Here is a 16,038-nt window from a genome sequence, read left to right on the forward strand (position 1 = left end):
ACGACTCACTCTTCGGTCGGCAGGGTTTCCTTGAACTTGCCGTACGCCATCAGCTTCTGGTGACGGGCTTCGAGCAGGTCCTTGGTCTTCATGCCCTGGAACTGGCGCAGGGTGTCGGCCAGTGCGCGCTTGAGCATCTGCGCCATGCTGGCCGGATCGCGGTGGGCGCCGCCCAGCGGTTCGGTGACGATCTTGTCGATCACGCCCAGCGCCTTCAGGCGGTGCGCGGTCAGGCCGAGGGCCTCGGCGGCGTCGGATGCGCGCTCCGAGGTCTTCCACAGGATCGAGGCGCAGCCTTCCGGCGAGATGACCGAATAGGTGGCGTACTGCAGCATCAGCACGGCGTCGCCGACGGCGATCGCCAGCGCGCCGCCGGAACCGCCCTCGCCGATGATGGTGGCGATCAGCGGCACTTTCAGTTCGGCCATGACGTACAGGTTGTGGCCGATGGCTTCCGACTGCCCGCGCTCTTCGGCATCGATGCCGGGGAAGGCGCCCGGGGTGTCGACGAAGGTGAAGATCGGCAGGTTGAATTTCTCGGCAACCTTCATCAGGCGCATCGCCTTGCGATAGCCTTCCGGACGCGGCATGCCGAAGTTGCGCATCGCGCGCTCCTTGGTGTCGCGCCCCTTCTGGTGGCCGATGACCATGCAGGCCTGGCCATTGAAACGCGCCAGGCCGCCAACGATCGACTGGTCGTCGGCGAAGCTGCGGTCGCCGCGCAGTTCGTGGAAGTCGGTGAAGATCGCGTTCACGTAATCCATCGTGTACGGACGCTGCGGATGGCGCGCGATCTGCGAGACTTGCCAGGGCGTGAGCTTGGCGTAGATGTCCTTGGTGAGCTGCTGGCTCTTCTTGTCGAGGCGATCGATCTCTTCCGAAATGTCGACAGCGGAATCGTCCTGGACGAAGCGGAGCTCTTCGATTTTCGAGTCGAGCTCGGCAATAGGCTGCTCGAAACTGAGGAAAGTAGTTTTTGTCATTGGACCTCCGGAGGTTATTCTGTGGCCAGGGCGCACCGGCAAGGACACGGCGCGCAGTGGCGATGTGGCGTTATTCTACCGTACCGGACGCCGCTGCGGACGCCAAACCGGATGCCGCGCCCTGCACCGGCGCCGGATCGAGGCTGCGCCACAAGTACCAGGTGGCGACCGTGCGCCAGGGTTCCCAGTTGGCCGCGACTTCGCGCGCGTCGCTGCGCGAGACCGGCTCGCCCGAGAAGTAATTCTGGCTGATGCCCTGGATCAGGCCGGGGTCGTCGAGCGGCAGCACGTTCGGGCGCAGCAGGTTAAAGATCAAAAACATTTCCGCGGTCCAGCGGCTGATGCCGCGGATCTGCACGAGTTCGGCGATCACTGCCTCGTCGTCCATCTCGGACCACAGGTTGGCGTGCACGCGCTTGGCCTTGAAATGGTCGGCCAGGTCGAGGATGTATTCGGTCTTGCGTTTCGACAGCCCGCAGGCGGACAAGCCCTCGGCGCCGAGCTTGATGATCTGCGCGGGGGTGAGCTTCGGGCAGCAGGCGTTCAGCTTGGCCCAGGCGGCGTCGGCCGCTTTGGGCGTGACCTGCTGGCCGACGATCGAGCGCGCCAGCGTGGTGAACGGGTCCGGATGCCCCTTCAGGTGCATGTCGCCGAACTGCGGGATGAGGCGCTTCATGATGCGGTCGCGCCGCATCAGCTCTTCCTTGGCCTCGGCCCAGTACGCAGGCACCTCGAATTCCGGCGCGCCGCCGGCGCCGTTGTCCTTTTCCGCTGCCATCATGCGCGACGCCAGTTCGTCGTCCCGTCCGGCTTGTCTTCCAGGATGATTCCGGCCGCCACCAGCTCGGCGCGGATGCCGTCGGCCTCGGCGAAATTGCGCGCCCTCTTGGCGGCGGCGCGCGCTGCGATCAGGTCGGCGATCTCGGTTTCGCCGAGGCCGCCCTGCCCTGAGCCTGCGCGCAGGAATTCCTGCGGCGCGCGCTGCAGCAGGCCGATCACGCCGGCCAGGGCTTTCAGCTGTCGCGCGCTCTCGACCGACTTGGTGCGGTTGACTTCGCTGGCCAGGTCGAACAGCTCGGCCACGGCCAGCGGCGTATTGAAATCGTCGTCCATCGCATCGCGGAAACGTGCGGCGTTGGCCTGGTCCCAGTCGACCGCGGGCGGCGCGTCGCCGAGGTCGACGTCGGCCAGCGCCGTGTACAGGCGCGTCAGCGCGCCCTTGGCGTCGTCGATGTGGACGTCGGAATAGTTCAGCGGGCTGCGGTAGTGGGCACGCGCGATGAAGAAGCGGATCACTTCGGCATCGTACTTCTTGAGCACGTCGCGGATGGTGAAGAAGTTGCCCAGGGACTTGGACATCTTTTCGTTATCGACGCGCACGAAACCGTTGTGGATCCAGTAGTTGACCATCGGCGCGCCGAACGCGCCTTCGCTCTGGGCGATCTCGTTTTCGTGGTGCGGGAACTGTAAATCCTGGCCGCCGCCGTGGATGTCGAAGTGTTCGCCCAGCAGCGCGCACGACATGGCCGAGCATTCGATGTGCCAGCCCGGGCGGCCGCGGCCCCATTTCGAATCCCATTTGGCTTCGGCCGGTTCCGATTCCTTAGCCGCTTTCCACAGGACAAAGTCGAGCGGATCGCGCTTGCCGGTGTTGACGTCGACGCGCTCGCCGGCGCGCAGGTCGTCGAGCGACTTGCCGGAGAGTTTGCCGTAGCCGTCGAAACTGCGCACCGCGAAGTTGACGTCGCCGTCATCGCTTTTATAGGCCAGGCCTTTGCTTTCCAGCTGCTCGATGATCGACAGCATGCCGGACACGTGTTCGGTCGCGCGCGGCACGAACGTGGCCGGCAGGATGCCCAGCGCGGCCGTGTCTTCGTCCATGTATTTGGTGAAGCGCGTGACCAGCGAGGACAGCGTTTCGCCATTCTCGACCGCACGCTTGATGATCTTGTCGTCGATGTCCGTGATGTTGCGCACGTACTTGACGTCGTAACCCGATTCCATGAGCCAGCGATAGATGACGTCGAAGGCCATCATCATGCGCGCGTGGCCGATGTGGCAGTAGTCGTAGACGGTCATGCCGCAGACATACATGCCGACCTTGCCGGCTTCCATCGGGACAAATACCTGTTTTTCGCGCGCCAGCGTGTTGTAAATCTTTAATTGGCTCATTGGTGTGATGAATCGAGAGGGGATCGGATACCCGGAGCGGAACGACACCGGGCACGTACGCCATAGAGCGCGTGCCAGAAGTCAATCTTTGCGTCGGGACCGTCTACCGCTCTGTGCTGTTCTTATTTGATAGAATGGGGACGTTCTGCGCAAAGTATAGCATTGATAAAAACCCGGCTGGCCGCATATGGCTCAGGTTTATTTTTCTGTAAAAGCCTTGACAGGGCTTTGCGCCACGTCCACCGAGGAGACCGCTTCATGCACGCACAAAAACAATCCCGCCGCACACTCTTCACGCGCCTGGCCGGCGCCGCACTGGCCCTGAGCTTTGCCGGCAGTGCCTTTGCCGCCGACAATCCGCAAGTGGCGATCAAGACGACCATGGGCGAGATCGTGGTCGAACTCGACGCCGAGAATGCGCCAAAAAGCACGGCAAATTTCCTGCAATACGTGAAATCCGGGTTTTACAAGGGCACGGTATTTCACCGCGTAATCGACGGTTTCATGATCCAGGGCGGCGGTTATACCGAAAAACTGATCGACAAGCCTGGCGTCCGCAAGCCGATCCCGAGCGAATCGAAAAACGGCCTCTCGAACAAGCCGTATACACTGGCGATGGCGCGCACCGGCGATCCTCATTCGGCCACTTCGCAATTCTTTATCAACGTCAACGATAATACCGGCCTCGATTATCCGGGCCAGGACGGCCACGGCTATACGGTATTCGGACGCGTGGTGCAGGGCCAGGAAACGGTCGACAAGATCAAGGGCGTGATGGTCGACGACATGCGCGGCATGCAGAATGTGCCGGTAACGCCGATCTTCATCAGCGCCACTACCGTGCTCTCGGGCGAAAAGCGGGTGAAATAAGTTGTAAAATACGCGACTTGCACGTTTGATCAACAAATAGAACAGGATTTCCCAATGACCTCCGTACTGCTGACCACCAACAAGGGCAACATCACCATCGAACTCGACGCCGAAAAAGCGCCGAAGACCGTTGCCAACTTCCTGGACTACGTGAACAAGGGTCACTTCACCAACACGATTTTCCACCGTGTGATCAAGGACTTCATGATCCAGGGCGGCGGCTTCGAGCCAGGCATGAAGCAAAAGGCGACCGACGCGACCGTCGAGAACGAAGGCAAGAACGGCCTGAAGAACGACAAGTACACGATCGCCATGGCCCGTACCTCGGCGCCGCACTCGGCATCGGCCCAGTTCTTCATCAACACCAAGAACAACGACTTCCTCAACTACCCGGGCCAGGATGGCTGGGGCTATGCCGTGTTCGGTAAAGTCACCGCCGGCACCGACGTCGTCGACGAGCTGAACAACGTGAAAACCTCGCGTTCGGGCATGCACGCCGACGTGCCGGTCGAGCCGATCATCATCGAAAAAGCCGAAGTCGTTCAGTAATCCGGTAAAGTAGTATCCAGGCGCGGGAGCACAGCATTTCCACCACTACTCCCGCGCGCACCGTCGCGCTCTTCATCTCCGACCTGCACCTGCAGGAATCCCATCCGCGCACCGCGGACGCCTTTTTCCACTTCCTGTCCGTGCATGCGGCGCATGCCGATCAGCTCTATCTCCTCGGCGACATCTTCGAATACTGGGCGGGCGACGACGACCTCGATCCGCCGCTGAACCGGCGCGTCGTCACGGAGTTGCGCGCCCTGGCCGACGGCGGCCTGCGGATTTTCTGGATGGCGGGAAACCGCGACTTCCTGGTCGGCGCGGGCTTCGCCGCGGCGGCCGGCTTGACGCTGCTGGACGAACCGCACGTGCTTACCGTCGGCGGACAGCGCATCGCCCTCGTGCACGGCGACGCCGAATGCACGCTCGATACAAAATATATGGAATTTCGCAGGATGGTACGCGATACCGCGTGGCAAAACCAATTCCTGGCCATGCCGCTGGCCCAGCGCAAGGCGATCATCGCCGGCCTGCGCGAAGGCAGCCGTGAAGCGCACACGACCAAGTCGTACGCCATCATGGACGTGACGCCAGGCGCGATCGAGGCCTTGTTCGACGCCACCGGCGCCGACGTCCTGATCCATGGGCATACCCACCGCCCTGCCCTGCATATACACGGCCGCCGCCGCCGCTACGTCCTGCCCGACTGGGAACTCGACAGCGAATCCAGCGAGCCGCCGCGCGGCGGCTGGATCGCCGTCGACGAGGGTGGCGCCGTCACGCGCCATGCCCTCGACGGCAGCCTCCTCTGATTACAGGTACTGCTGCAGCACCGCGTAGCGGGTCATGCCGATCAGCTTGCCCCGGTTGTAGGTGATCGCACCGATCGATGCGTTACCCCAGACGAAGCTCGGCGTCGACACCACGCCGGTCGGGCTGATCTTGCGCACATTGCCCGAGCCGGTCAGGTACAGGTTGCCCGCGTCGTCGATCGTCATGTGATCGACTTCATAGAATCCCAGCGTGGCGGTCCCGACCGGGCCATCGATGTTGCCCGTCTCTTTCAGCTGCGTACCGGCGAACACGCTCAGTTCGTTCGCCTTGGTCAGCTTGTAGACGGCGACGGTGCCGGTGTCGGCGAAATAGATGTTGCCGGCGGCATCGACCGCGACCGATTGCGGCCGCGGATTGGCGCCCGCGCCAGCCAGCGCCGTGATCTGCGGTCTGGTCACCAGCACGGTCTTGGCGCCGGTCGGCGTGATGCGCAACACTTCGCCCGTCACGGCACCCGTGGTTACGATGGCGTTGCCGTCGGGGTCGACCGCCAGGCCAATCGGGCGCACCGCCATATCGACCGTCGTCACCACACCGTCCTTGATCCGGCGCAGGCCCAGGCTCTGTGCGATCCAGATGCTGCCGTCGCGGCCGACCGCAACCCGCGTCGGCGCGGCAAAGCGGGCCGTGGCCAGCGGGCCATCGCCCTGGTTAGGCGGGGCCGCGCTGTTGACGACGCCGGCGAGCGTCGTCACGGTGCCGTCCGGCGTTGCCTTGCGCACGACGTGGGTCACCGGATCGACGAAGTACATGTTGCCGTCGGCATCCGCTGCGAGCGAGCTGAACGAGCCGAAGCGCGCGGTGGCGGCGTCGCCGTTGACCGTCTTGCGCACTGCCGGGGTGGCGGCGACGGTGGTCACGACACCGTCGAGCGTGACCTTGCGCAGCACTTCCTGGCCGCTGTCGACCACGAACAGGCTGGTGCCGTCGAAGCCGATCGACAGCAGGTTGCCGAAGCGCGCCGCGGTGCCGGTGGCATCGATGTCGCCGCGTTCCTGGCTGCCCGCCAGGGTGCTGACGACGCCGCCCGGCGTCACCTTGCGCACCGACGCGAAGTCGGTCACGTACAGGTCGCCGTTTGGCGTGGCAACCATGCCGGTGATCGCGCCGAAGCGCGCAGCGGCGCCGACGCCATCCTTGGTCGTACCGAGCACACCGCCTGCGTGCAGGACGAGCGCACCGTTGACGACTTTCCAGATACGGTCGGTATCGTCCGACACGTACAGGGTACCGTCGGCGCCGCGCGCGATGGTCTGCAACAGCGTGACCGGGGCCACCGCATCCGGGTTGGAATAGGTCACCGTGGTGACGACGCCGGCCGCGGTGGCCTGGCGGATCGTCAGGCCGGCGGAGCGGTCGATCACGTACACGCCGCCCGCGCCATCGGAGGCGATCGATTGCGGACCTTCGAAGAGCGCAGCGGCGCCGACACCGTCGGCCTTGGTCGGCGTGGTTTTGGCGGACTCGACGTTGTAGCAGGCGGTCGAGCCGCTGCCGGCCAGCGTCGATACTTCGCCGGCGGCGGTCATCTTGCGGATGGCGCCGTTGCAGGTATCGGCGACGAACAGGTTGCCCTGGCTGTCGACGGCGGCGCCGCTGGCGTTGAGCCAGAAGCGCGCCGCGCTGCCGGCGCCGTTGGCCAGGCCCGGCTGGCCGGTGCCGCCGGCGACCATGCCGAGCTGGCCGTTCGACGACAGCTTCAGCACGCCATGCAGGCTGCCGTCGGTGACGTAGAGGTTGCCGCCGCCGTCGCCGGCGACGGCCAGCGGCGCCTGCAGCGCGCCGCGCACGCCTGCCAGCACTTGCGGTGCGCAGTCGATCGCTGCCTTGGCGGCGTTCGTATTGTCGATCGAACCGGTCGTATCGGTCGCCTTGCAGGTGTAGCCGGACGGCGCCGTGACCTGGATATTGAACGCCGTCCCGGCCGCAAGCCGGGTCGGGAAGCTGAATGCACCATTCGCTGCGACCGGCAGCGTCTGGCCGCCGTTCACCAGGGTCAAGGTTGCGCCGCTGCGCAGGCCGGAGACAGTGCCGCCGAGCGCGTAATCGGCTGCCGGCGCGACCGGCGGCGTCACCGGCGGCGTGCCGCCCGTCGGCGGTGGCGTCGACGGGGCCGGGCTCGAATCACCGCCGCCTCCACCGCCGCCACCGCAACCCGCCAGCAACAACACCAGTGCCGTGGCAACGGCATATTCAAATCGCTTGAGTTTCAATTTTTTCTCCTTGAGCACTTGCTGGCGAACTGCACCATGCACGTCGCGATACAACGTTGACAGTAAAAACATACATGAAAATATATTAATTGATTTTCACACATTTTTTTGGGAACTGTCGCTCAATAGAAATTTCCTCGTGGCGATTAAGGAGGAGGAAGGGATGGGTATGCAACATGGCTGAAAGCGCGTTCCAGTGCCGCCAGGCAGCGCGACACTGGCTATGCCACGCTGCCTGCAGGCACTTCGGTCGATTCAAGGCAACCAGGTTTGCAGCAACGCGAAACGCGTCATGCCGTACAGTTTGCCTTTAGAAAAGGCAATCGGGCCCACGACTGCGTTGCCCCAGCCAAACGAGGGTGAGGAGACGACGCCGGCCGGGCTGATCATGCGCACATTGCCCTGTCCACTCAGGTAGAGATTGCCCTTGTCGTCGATCGTCATGTAATCGAGCGCGTAGAAGCCGAGCGTGGCCGTGCCGACCGGCCCGTCGATATCGCCTGTCTCCTTGCCGACCGTACCTGCGAACACGCTGAGTTGCCCGGCTTTCGTATACTTCCAGACGACCACATTGCCGGTATCGGCAACATAGATGTTTCCGCTGCCGTCGACAGCCACCGACTGGGGAATGAAATTACCCTCTCCGATCAGCGGCCCGGTGTGGAATTCGCCGAACAATTCCGTCTTGACCCCGGCCGGCGTGATGCGCGTCACCATTTGGTTACCTGTCACGATCGCATTTCCTTCCTCGTCGACCGTTATGTTGGCGATTCTGCTGGTGCGATCGATCGTGGTAACGACGCCGTTGGCGATGCGCCGCAGTCCGACGCCGTCGGCCAGCCAGATGGCGCCGTCGCGGCTGGCCGCCACCGCTTTCGGGGTACTCATGAGCGCCGATGCGAGCGGCCCATCGGTCATCCCGAGGACACCGCGTTGCCCTGCGATCGTGGTCACCTCGCCGCCTGGTGTCGCCTTGCGCAACTGGTATGTCACGGGATCGCCGAACAACAGGTTGCCGTCGGCATCGGCTGCCAGTGCGGTCGTGATGTTCAGGCGCGCCGCGCCGCCGGAGCCGTCGACGGTGCCGCGCGAAGGCGGTGTCGCCGCCAGGGTCGTAACGACGCCGTCGAGGGTAACTTTGCGCAAGGTTTTGCGGTCGACGTCGAGCACGATCAGGTCGGGGCCGGCGAACGAAATGGATGCCAGCCGGGTGAATTGCGCAGCACTCCCCTGCCCGTCCGCAACGCCGCGCTGCTCGGAATTACCGGCGATCGTGGTCACCTGCCCCTGGGGGCTTACTTTGCGCACCGTTGCATTGTCGGCGATGTACAAGTCGCCGCTGGGTCCCGCGACCATACCGAAGATGCCGTTGAATTGTGCTGCCTCGCCCTGGCCATCGATTGCCGGACCGTTACTGCGGCCGCCTGCCACACGGACGAGCTGACCACCCACGGCTTTCCAGATACGGTTGGTGTTTGCTACATAAAAAGTCCCGTCGGGGCTGCGCGCGACCGAGTAGAGGATCTGATTGGACTCGTCGTCCGCACCAGCCCACGATTCGCTTGTCGTGACCACACCGGCGGCGCTGACGTGGCGTAAGCCCCGCTGGTTCAGCTGGCTCAGTACGAAGACCCCACCCGCGCCGTCGGGCACGAGTTGGCTCAGCGCTTTGAATCGCGCCGCAGCCCCGGTACCGTCGACATTCTGCGACAAGTCATCGTCACTCTGGACATTATTGCAGGTTGCCGGCTCGTTTCCTGCCAGGGTCGTCACTACGCCGTTGGCGATCTTGCGTACCGCGCCATTACACCAATCGGCCAGGAACAGATTACCCTGGGCGTCAAGCGCCAGCCCACTTTCGCTGAGCCCATGGAAACGCGCCGCGCTACCGCTGCCGTCGGCAAACCCGACTTTGCCCATGCCGCCGGCGACGAGCGAAACAGCGCCCGACGGTGCGACTTTCATGATGGATTGGAGGCTATTGTCGAAAACGTACACGGAACCCGTGTTGTCGGCGGCAATCGATGCCGGCGTCTGAAGAGCAGTATGTACACCCGCCAGCACGGTCGGTGCGCATTCGATTGCGGTCGCGCTGCTGTTCGCACCGGCCACCGTGCCTGAAGCGCCCGCCGCTTTACATTGATAACCATCCGGCGCCGTCACCTTGATATCGTAGGATGCGCCAGTGCTGAACCAGGTTGCCAGCTTAAACGCGCCGTTTGCCGCGACAACCAGCTTTTCGCTGCCGTTGACGAGGGTAAGGGCCGCGCCTTCGCGCAGCCCGGCGACCGTGCCGCCCACCGTAAATTGCACGGCAGGTCCCGGAGCCGGTGCAACCGGCGTTGCCGGAGCTGGCGTCGCGTCGCCCCCGCCGCCGCACCCGGCCAGCAGCGCGAGCAGGACAGCCGCCGCGGCCCCGTTATGCCGGAATGGTTTCAGTTGTTTCACTATCGTCTCTCCAAGTGTAGCGCGTCCTGCGCTGTTCATTTCGACAACATTTTATGGTGAACCATTCACTAAGGAAAGGCTTTTTGGTGCCTGAAGGACATATTGCAAATTTCTACAAACCATGCGAAACAGTTTCGTTGGTCAATCTCACAGTGCTGAAACAGTTGGTGATTTTTGCAGGGAAAATTTCATTTATGATGCCTAAATGAAACGGTTTTATTGAAGGCGCTGCGCTTCCTAATCGATCTACGAGGATCGGCCCGGTACCGCTTCCCTGCCGCTCACCTCCGCATTCGTGCAGTTCGTCGCATTTCTGCTGCCTCAAAAAATGTCACTGTTATAGTTCACTACAACACCAAGACATTCATCTACAGGAGGCAGACATGCTGGAACATGCCGCAGCACCCGCGCGACAGGGAGGCCATTCATGAACATCGGCTGGAACGACAACGCACCGATTTACCGCCAGCTCAAGGACCGGGTGATCGAGATGATGCTCGACGGCGTCCTCAAGGCCGGCGACGCCCTGCCCTCGGTCCGCCAGATCGCGGCCGAATACCAACTGAACCCGATCACCGTTTCCAAGGCGTACCAGGAACTGGTGGACGAAAACCTAGTAGAAAAACGAAGGGGGATTGGCATGTACGTTACCGAAGGGGCAAGCGAGAAACTGCTTGCAAGCGAACGCGAGCGCTTCCTGCGCGAAGAGTGGCCGGCGATGGTGGAACGCATCCGCCTGCTGGGCCTGGACGTCGAACAGTTGCTGCACACCTCGCAGCCGGGAGGCACAGCATGAGCGCCGTGATCTCCGCGCGCGGCCTGACCAAGCGCTACGGCAAGCAGACCGCCATCGACGGCATCGACTTCGACATCCCGGCCGGGCGCATCGTCGGGCTGATCGGCCCCAACGGTTCCGGCAAGACCACTACCCTGAAGGCTGCGCTGGGCCTGATCCCGTTCGACGGCGAACTGACCGTGATGGGGCGCGACCCGCGCACCGAGCGCGACGCCCTGATGCAGGACGTGTGCTTCATCGCCGACGTGGCAATTTTGCCGCGCTGGCTGCGCGTGATGGACGCCATCGATTTCGTGGCCGGCGTGCATCCGCGCTTCGACCGTGCCCGCGCAGAAAAATACATCGCCAACACCCGCCTGCGCCCGACCATGAAGGTCAAGGAAATGTCGAAGGGAATGATCGTCCAGCTGCACCTGGCGCTGGTGATGGCGATCGACGCCAAGCTGCTGGTGCTGGACGAACCGACGCTCGGCCTGGACATCATCTACCGCAAGCAGTTCTACCAGAACCTGCTGGAAGACTACTTTGACGAGAACAAGACGATCATCATCACCACCCACCAGGTCGAAGAGGTGGAGCACATCCTGACCGACCTGCTGTTCATCCGCGACGGCAAGATCGTGCTGGCCGCCTCGATGGACGAAGTCGGCGAGCGCTACGTCGAAGTGATGGTCGCGGCCGACAAGGTCAATGCCGCCAACGCGCTGCAGCCGCTTGACCAGCGCACCGTGTTCGGCAAGTCGGTGATGCTGTTCGATTCGGCGCGCGCCGGTGGCGTCTCGCGCGCCCAACTGTCCGCCCTTGGGGAGACGCGCAATCCGAGCGTCGCCGACCTGTTCGTGGCAACGATGAAAGGAACCTACGCATGAATACGATGAAATGGCTGCTGCGCCGCGAGTTCTGGGAAAACAAGGGCGGTTTCGTCTGGGCGCCGCTGATCGCCGCCCTGATCATGGTCCTGCTGGTCGGCGGCGTGGTCGGCTATGGCCTCGCCAGCGGCAAGATGGGCACCGAGAACGTCACCATCCGGGTCGAGGGCGAGGAAGTCCACACGACCTCGATCTCGATGGCCAAGAGCGTCACGCCGGAAATCCGCGAGCGCATGGCGAGCGTCGCCGCGAACAACTACATCGCCGTCGGCGCGCCGATCTTCTTCGTGCTGCCGATCGTCGCCTTCTTCTATTGCCTGGCCGCGCTCTACGACGACCGGCGCGACCGCAGCATCCTGTTCTGGAAGTCGCTGCCGATTTCGGATACCGATACCGTGCTTTCCAAACTGGTCACGGTGCTGGTGGTGGCGCCACTGATCACGATCGGCGTGGCCACGGCGGCGGCGCTGGCGATCCTGCTCTTCGCCGGGATTGCGACCAGCTTCCACGGCGTCAACCTGTTCGGCGCGGTGCTGACCAACGTCAACTTCTACCTGGCGCCTTTCTACCTGGTCGGCATGCTGCCAATCTACATCCTGTGGGCGCTGCCGAGCGCCGGCTGGCTGCTGCTGGTATCGAGCTGGGCCAAGTCGAAGGTCTTCCTGTGGGCGGTGGGCGTGCCCCTGATGGCCGCCGTGCTGCTGAAATGGCTGGACTTCCTGCTGGGCATGACCGGCGGCCTCACGATCAATGCCGACTGGCTCATCAACAATGTGCTCGAGACGATCCTGCTCGGGCTGGTCCCCGGCACCTGGTTCATGGGCGCCAGCGACCTGCCGCAGCCGACTTCGAGCGGCGTTCCGCTGCTGCCGATGCTGAGCTACTCGTGGTCGACCCTGGCCAAGCCGGCACTCTGGGGCGGCGTGGTGGCGGGCGTGGCGATGATCCTCGGGGCGATCCGCCTGCGCCGCTGGCGCGACGAAGGTTGACCGAGGCTGATCGCGCCTGATGTCGAAGCGTCGGTAAATAGCGCTTTGCCGAACCCGCCGCAGCGACGAGCACGGCGGGTTCGGCATTACTGGAACTGCTGGCGAAACGCCTCGAACTGCGCCTTGAGGTCGTTCAGTTCGGCGCGCACCGCGGCGACCTCTTCTTCCAGCTGGCCGATGCGGCTCGATGGTGCCGGCGCGGCGGCGGCGCCAAAGGCGGAATCGTCGCGCGCGGTGGAGATTTCGCCGCCAAGCAGCTGGCCGTAGCGCGGCTCCTTGGTGCCGGGCGCCCGTTCCAGGCGCGCCACCAGCGGCGGGTATTTATCGACCAGGAATTGCAGCGTCGCCTCGACGTCGGCCACGGTCTTGAATTCGTGCAGGCGCCCGGTGCGGGTGCGGATCTCGCCGGCGGTCTGCAGGCCGCGCAGCATCAGCACGGTCAGCACCGCCACCTTGTCCTGCTCGAGCGTCCACTTGATGCGCATGCGGTGCTCGTATTTCGTCACGCGCGCGCCGGCGGCGCTGATGCCGCTCACCAGCCGACGCTCGATCAGGCGCTGCAGCGTGTCCTGCACGGTTTCGTCCGACAGCTGCATCACCGGATCGCGGCTCGACAGCTGGTTGCAGCCGTTGACGATGGCGTTCAGGGACATCGGGTAATTGTCGGGCGTGAGCGCTTCTTTTTCGGCGAGCACGGCGAGCACGCGGATCTCGAACGGATCGAGCACCGGCGCGCTGCCGACGCCGGCGATGATTTCTTCAGTCATGGGTTCCTTAAGCTGTCAGTCAACCAGCCGGTTCAATGTGGCCGAATCGAGTTTATCACCCTCGAGCACGTTCGGACAGGCGATGCCGGCCGCCTTGATGGTGACGGTCAGCCGTTCCAGCTGCTCGTCCTGGCGCGCCACGTGGTCGATCAGGCCGCGCAAGGCCTTCGACAGCGGATCGTCGCCGTTCGGCGTGACGCCATAGGCCGCGAACATGCGCGCGCTCCTCGACTGCTCTTCCTTGCGGATGATGTGGGCCGGATTGCCGACCGCTGTGGCGCCGGCCGGAACCGGCTTGACGACGACGGCGTTGGAGCCGACCTTGGCGAATTCGCCGACCGTGAACGCGCCCAGCACCTGGGCGCCGGCGCCGACGATCACGCCGCGCTCGAGCGTCGGGTGGCGCTTGGTGCCGGCCACCAGCGTGGTGCCGCCCAGGGTGACGCCCTGGTAGATGGTGCAGTCGTCGCCAACCACTGCGGTCTCGCCGATCACCACGCCGAAGCCGTGGTCGATGAAGACGCGCCGGCCGATGCTGGCGCCGGGATGGATTTCGATGCCGGTGATGACGCGTGCGAGATACGAGATGAAGCGGCCGAGCCACTTCAGGTTGCGCGTCCAGCAGGCGTGCGCCCACTTGTGCATGACGATGGCGTGCAGGCCGGGGTAGCAGGTGAGCACTTCCCAGCCGTTACGGGCGGCCGGGTCGCGTTCGATGATGCTGTTGATATCTTCGCGCAACGAGGAAAACATAATAGGTACAGAAGGAAAACAAGGGCAGATGGTAGCTTATACGGCTACTTGCTGCTTGGGAGGGGGCGATTCTGAAGTTTGCCGCAGGCAGGGCTGCGGAAGTACGGCGGGCATGCCCGCCGGTTCACATAGTGCGTGAAGCCAGGCCAAGGATGGTGCACTGGCTCCCGAAGGATCACACCCCGCGCTGGCGGCGGGCTTCGTACAGGCAGACGCCGGAGGCGACCGAGACGTTCAGGCTCTCGACCGAGCCGAACATCGGGATGTTGACCAGCAGATCGCAGGTCTCGCGCGTCAGGCGGCGCATGCCCTCGCCTTCGGACCCCATCACCAGCGCGACCGGGCCTTTGAAATCGGCTTCGTACAGGCCCTTGTCGGCGTCGTCCGAGGTGCCGATCAGCCAGATGCCGCGGTCTTTCAGCTCGCGCATGGTGCGCGCCAGGTTGGTCACCGTGATGTAGGGGACGGTCTCGGCGGCGCCGCTCGCCACCTTGGCGGCGGTGGCGTTCAAGCCGACCGCGCGGTCCTTCGGCACGATGACCGCGTGCGCGCCGACGCCGTCGGCCACGCGCAGGCAGGCGCCCAGGTTGTGCGGGTCGGTGATGCCGTCGAGGATCAGCAGCAGCGGCGGACCTTCGATGGCGTCGAGCAGTTCGTCGAGGTTGCGCGCCAGCGCCAGCTGGCTGGCAAAGGCGATCACGCCCTGGTGGCGGCGCGTGCCGACGATCTTGTCGAGGCGGCTCGCTTCCACCGGCATGACGCGCACGCCGGCCGCCTTGGCGTTGGCGATCAGGTCCTTCATGCGGCCGTCGTTGCGTTCGGCGTCGACGAAAATTTCTTCGACCGACTGGGCTTCGTGGCGCAACCGCGAGGTCACGGCGTGGAAGCCGAAAATCATTTTATTTTTCATGCCTTGCTTTTCTCGCTACTTTTCTTCTTGCTGCTGGTTTTGGACGTGCTGCTCGCCTCTTTGGCTGCAGGCTTCTTGGCGGCGCTCTTTTTGGCGACGCTCTTTTTTGCTGCTGGCGCTGGTGCTGATACCGGTGCTGGCTCGGCGGCGGCTTCGACCACCACCGGTGCTGCCTCGGCCTTGGCGGCGCGGGTGCGGCGTGGCTTGGCCGGCGCTTCAACGACGACTTCGGCGACTTCCTCTACTGCCGGCGCCGGCGCTGCAATCGATGCTGCAACGTCGGGATCGAGTGCCTTGGCACGGCGTGCGCGCTTCGGCTTGGCTTCCGTGGCGGCTTCGGCTACTGGTACCGCTGCGGGTGCCGCCTCGGCCGGCGCCTTGATGGCGGCGCGTACAGGTGCCTTGGCCTTGCGGGCAGGCTTGGCGGCAACCGGCTCAACGGTTTCGGCGGCGACTGCTGCCGGCTCCGGCGCTGCTGGTGCAGCCGCTTCCGGCACCGCTGCCGCCTTGCGCGAACGGCGCGCGGGCCTGGCTTCACCGTTCTCTGGCGCGGGTTGCACGATGGCTGCGACCGGCTCGGCGCTGGCCTGGGCTGGCGCCTCCCCTTTGCGCGCACGGCGTGCACGCTTCGAGGCGCCTGTTTCCTGGCCGATGTCTTCCAGCAGCGTCGGCGTTGCGGCTGCCTCCTCGGCTGCAGCGGACTGCGTGTCGGTCAGGCCGTTGCCGGTCTCGTAGCCGCTCGGGTTTGCTGCCTCGAGTGCTGCCTCATTGGCTGCCTCACGCGCCGCCGCACGCTTGCGCGCACGGCGCGATGGTTTCGCGTCGGCCTTGCCCGCCGTGTCGACCGCATCATCGTCAGCGACGAATTGCGGTTGTTCCAGCAGTTCT

Annotated in this window: 14 protein-coding genes; 6 read left to right on the plus strand and 8 right to left on the minus strand. The window is 64.2% G+C overall.

The window, feature by feature from the left end:
• Positions 1–5: 5 nt before the first annotated feature.
• The 3 genes from AC56LG_RS21450 to cysS all read right to left on the minus strand — a co-directional run bounded on the left by AC56LG_RS21450 (position 6) and on the right by cysS (position 3,155).
• Positions 6–983: an acetyl-CoA carboxylase carboxyltransferase subunit alpha gene (locus tag AC56LG_RS21450; RefSeq protein WP_192053592.1), complete on the minus strand. Its 978-nt coding sequence runs from the start codon at positions 981–983 to the stop codon at positions 6–8.
• A gap of 70 nt (positions 984–1,053) precedes the next feature.
• Positions 1,054–1,761, minus strand: a complete 708-nt coding sequence (locus AC56LG_RS21455; RefSeq protein WP_497168157.1) for a DNA-3-methyladenine glycosylase family protein — start codon at positions 1,759–1,761, stop codon at positions 1,054–1,056.
• Complete coding sequence (gene cysS / locus AC56LG_RS21460) at positions 1,761–3,155, minus strand: cysteine--tRNA ligase (protein ID WP_497168064.1); 1,395 nt, start codon at positions 3,153–3,155, stop codon at positions 1,761–1,763. Before cysS ends, AC56LG_RS21455 begins: the two co-directional genes overlap by 1 nt.
• A 258-nt stretch (positions 3,156–3,413) precedes the next feature.
• Here cysS and AC56LG_RS21465 point away from each other — a divergent pair, with 258 nt between their 5' ends.
• The 3 genes from AC56LG_RS21465 to AC56LG_RS21475 are packed head-to-tail and all read left to right on the plus strand — an operon-like array spanning position 3,414 to position 5,383.
• Positions 3,414–4,025 (plus strand): peptidylprolyl isomerase, encoded by a 612-nt coding sequence (locus tag AC56LG_RS21465; RefSeq protein WP_497168065.1) that lies wholly within the window; start codon positions 3,414–3,416, stop codon positions 4,023–4,025.
• A gap of 54 nt (positions 4,026–4,079) precedes the next feature.
• Positions 4,080–4,574 carry a peptidylprolyl isomerase gene (locus tag AC56LG_RS21470; RefSeq protein ID WP_497168066.1) on the plus strand — a complete coding sequence of 165 codons (495 nt, stop codon included), beginning with the start codon at positions 4,080–4,082 and terminating at the stop codon, positions 4,572–4,574.
• Positions 4,575–4,609: 35 nt separating this feature from the next.
• The gene (locus AC56LG_RS21475) at positions 4,610–5,383 is read left to right on the plus strand and encodes a UDP-2,3-diacylglucosamine diphosphatase (RefSeq protein WP_497168158.1); all 774 of its coding nucleotides are present in this window, start codon (positions 4,610–4,612) and stop codon (positions 5,381–5,383) included.
• On the opposite strand, the gene AC56LG_RS21480 is transcribed toward AC56LG_RS21475, so the two are convergent.
• Together AC56LG_RS21480 and AC56LG_RS21485 are read right to left on the minus strand one after the other, a co-directional pair.
• Positions 5,384–7,618: an NHL repeat-containing protein gene (locus tag AC56LG_RS21480; protein ID WP_497168067.1), complete on the minus strand. Its 2,235-nt coding sequence runs from the start codon at positions 7,616–7,618 to the stop codon at positions 5,384–5,386.
• 255 nt (positions 7,619–7,873) lie between these two features.
• The gene (locus tag AC56LG_RS21485; RefSeq protein WP_497168068.1) at positions 7,874–10,066 is read right to left on the minus strand and encodes an NHL repeat-containing protein; all 2,193 of its coding nucleotides are present in this window, start codon (positions 10,064–10,066) and stop codon (positions 7,874–7,876) included.
• Between the two features lie 427 nt (positions 10,067–10,493).
• Between AC56LG_RS21485 and AC56LG_RS21490 the strand changes: the two genes are divergently transcribed.
• From AC56LG_RS21490 to AC56LG_RS21500, 3 genes are read left to right on the plus strand one after another with little or no spacing between them, the layout of a single operon-like run.
• Positions 10,494–10,862, plus strand: coding sequence for a GntR family transcriptional regulator (locus AC56LG_RS21490; protein WP_497168069.1), 369 nt, complete (start codon positions 10,494–10,496; stop codon positions 10,860–10,862).
• Positions 10,859–11,731 carry an ABC transporter ATP-binding protein gene (locus tag AC56LG_RS21495; RefSeq protein WP_497168070.1) on the plus strand — a complete coding sequence of 291 codons (873 nt, stop codon included), beginning with the start codon at positions 10,859–10,861 and terminating at the stop codon, positions 11,729–11,731. Before AC56LG_RS21490 ends, AC56LG_RS21495 begins: the two co-directional genes overlap by 4 nt.
• Positions 11,728–12,720, plus strand: a complete 993-nt coding sequence (locus tag AC56LG_RS21500) for a hypothetical protein (RefSeq protein WP_497168071.1) — start codon at positions 11,728–11,730, stop codon at positions 12,718–12,720. Before AC56LG_RS21495 ends, AC56LG_RS21500 begins: the two co-directional genes overlap by 4 nt.
• 86 nt (positions 12,721–12,806) lie before the next feature.
• On the opposite strand, the gene AC56LG_RS21505 is transcribed toward AC56LG_RS21500, so the two are convergent.
• The 3 genes from AC56LG_RS21505 to rlmB all read right to left on the minus strand — a co-directional run bounded on the left by AC56LG_RS21505 (position 12,807) and on the right by rlmB (position 15,150).
• Positions 12,807–13,487: a YceH family protein gene (locus AC56LG_RS21505; protein ID WP_497168072.1), complete on the minus strand. Its 681-nt coding sequence runs from the start codon at positions 13,485–13,487 to the stop codon at positions 12,807–12,809.
• A gap of 15 nt (positions 13,488–13,502) precedes the next feature.
• On the minus strand, positions 13,503–14,240 hold the full coding sequence (gene cysE / locus AC56LG_RS21510; RefSeq protein ID WP_497168073.1) for a serine O-acetyltransferase: 738 nt from the start codon (positions 14,238–14,240) through the stop codon (positions 13,503–13,505).
• A 175-nt stretch (positions 14,241–14,415) separates the two neighbouring features.
• Entirely contained in the window at positions 14,416–15,150 is a 735-nt protein-coding gene (rlmB, locus tag AC56LG_RS21515) for a 23S rRNA (guanosine(2251)-2'-O)-methyltransferase RlmB (protein WP_497168074.1), read from the minus strand.
• Positions 15,151–16,038: the final 888 nt, after the last annotated feature.

The organism is Telluria sp. ZB2R32, from assembly GCF_059685715.1.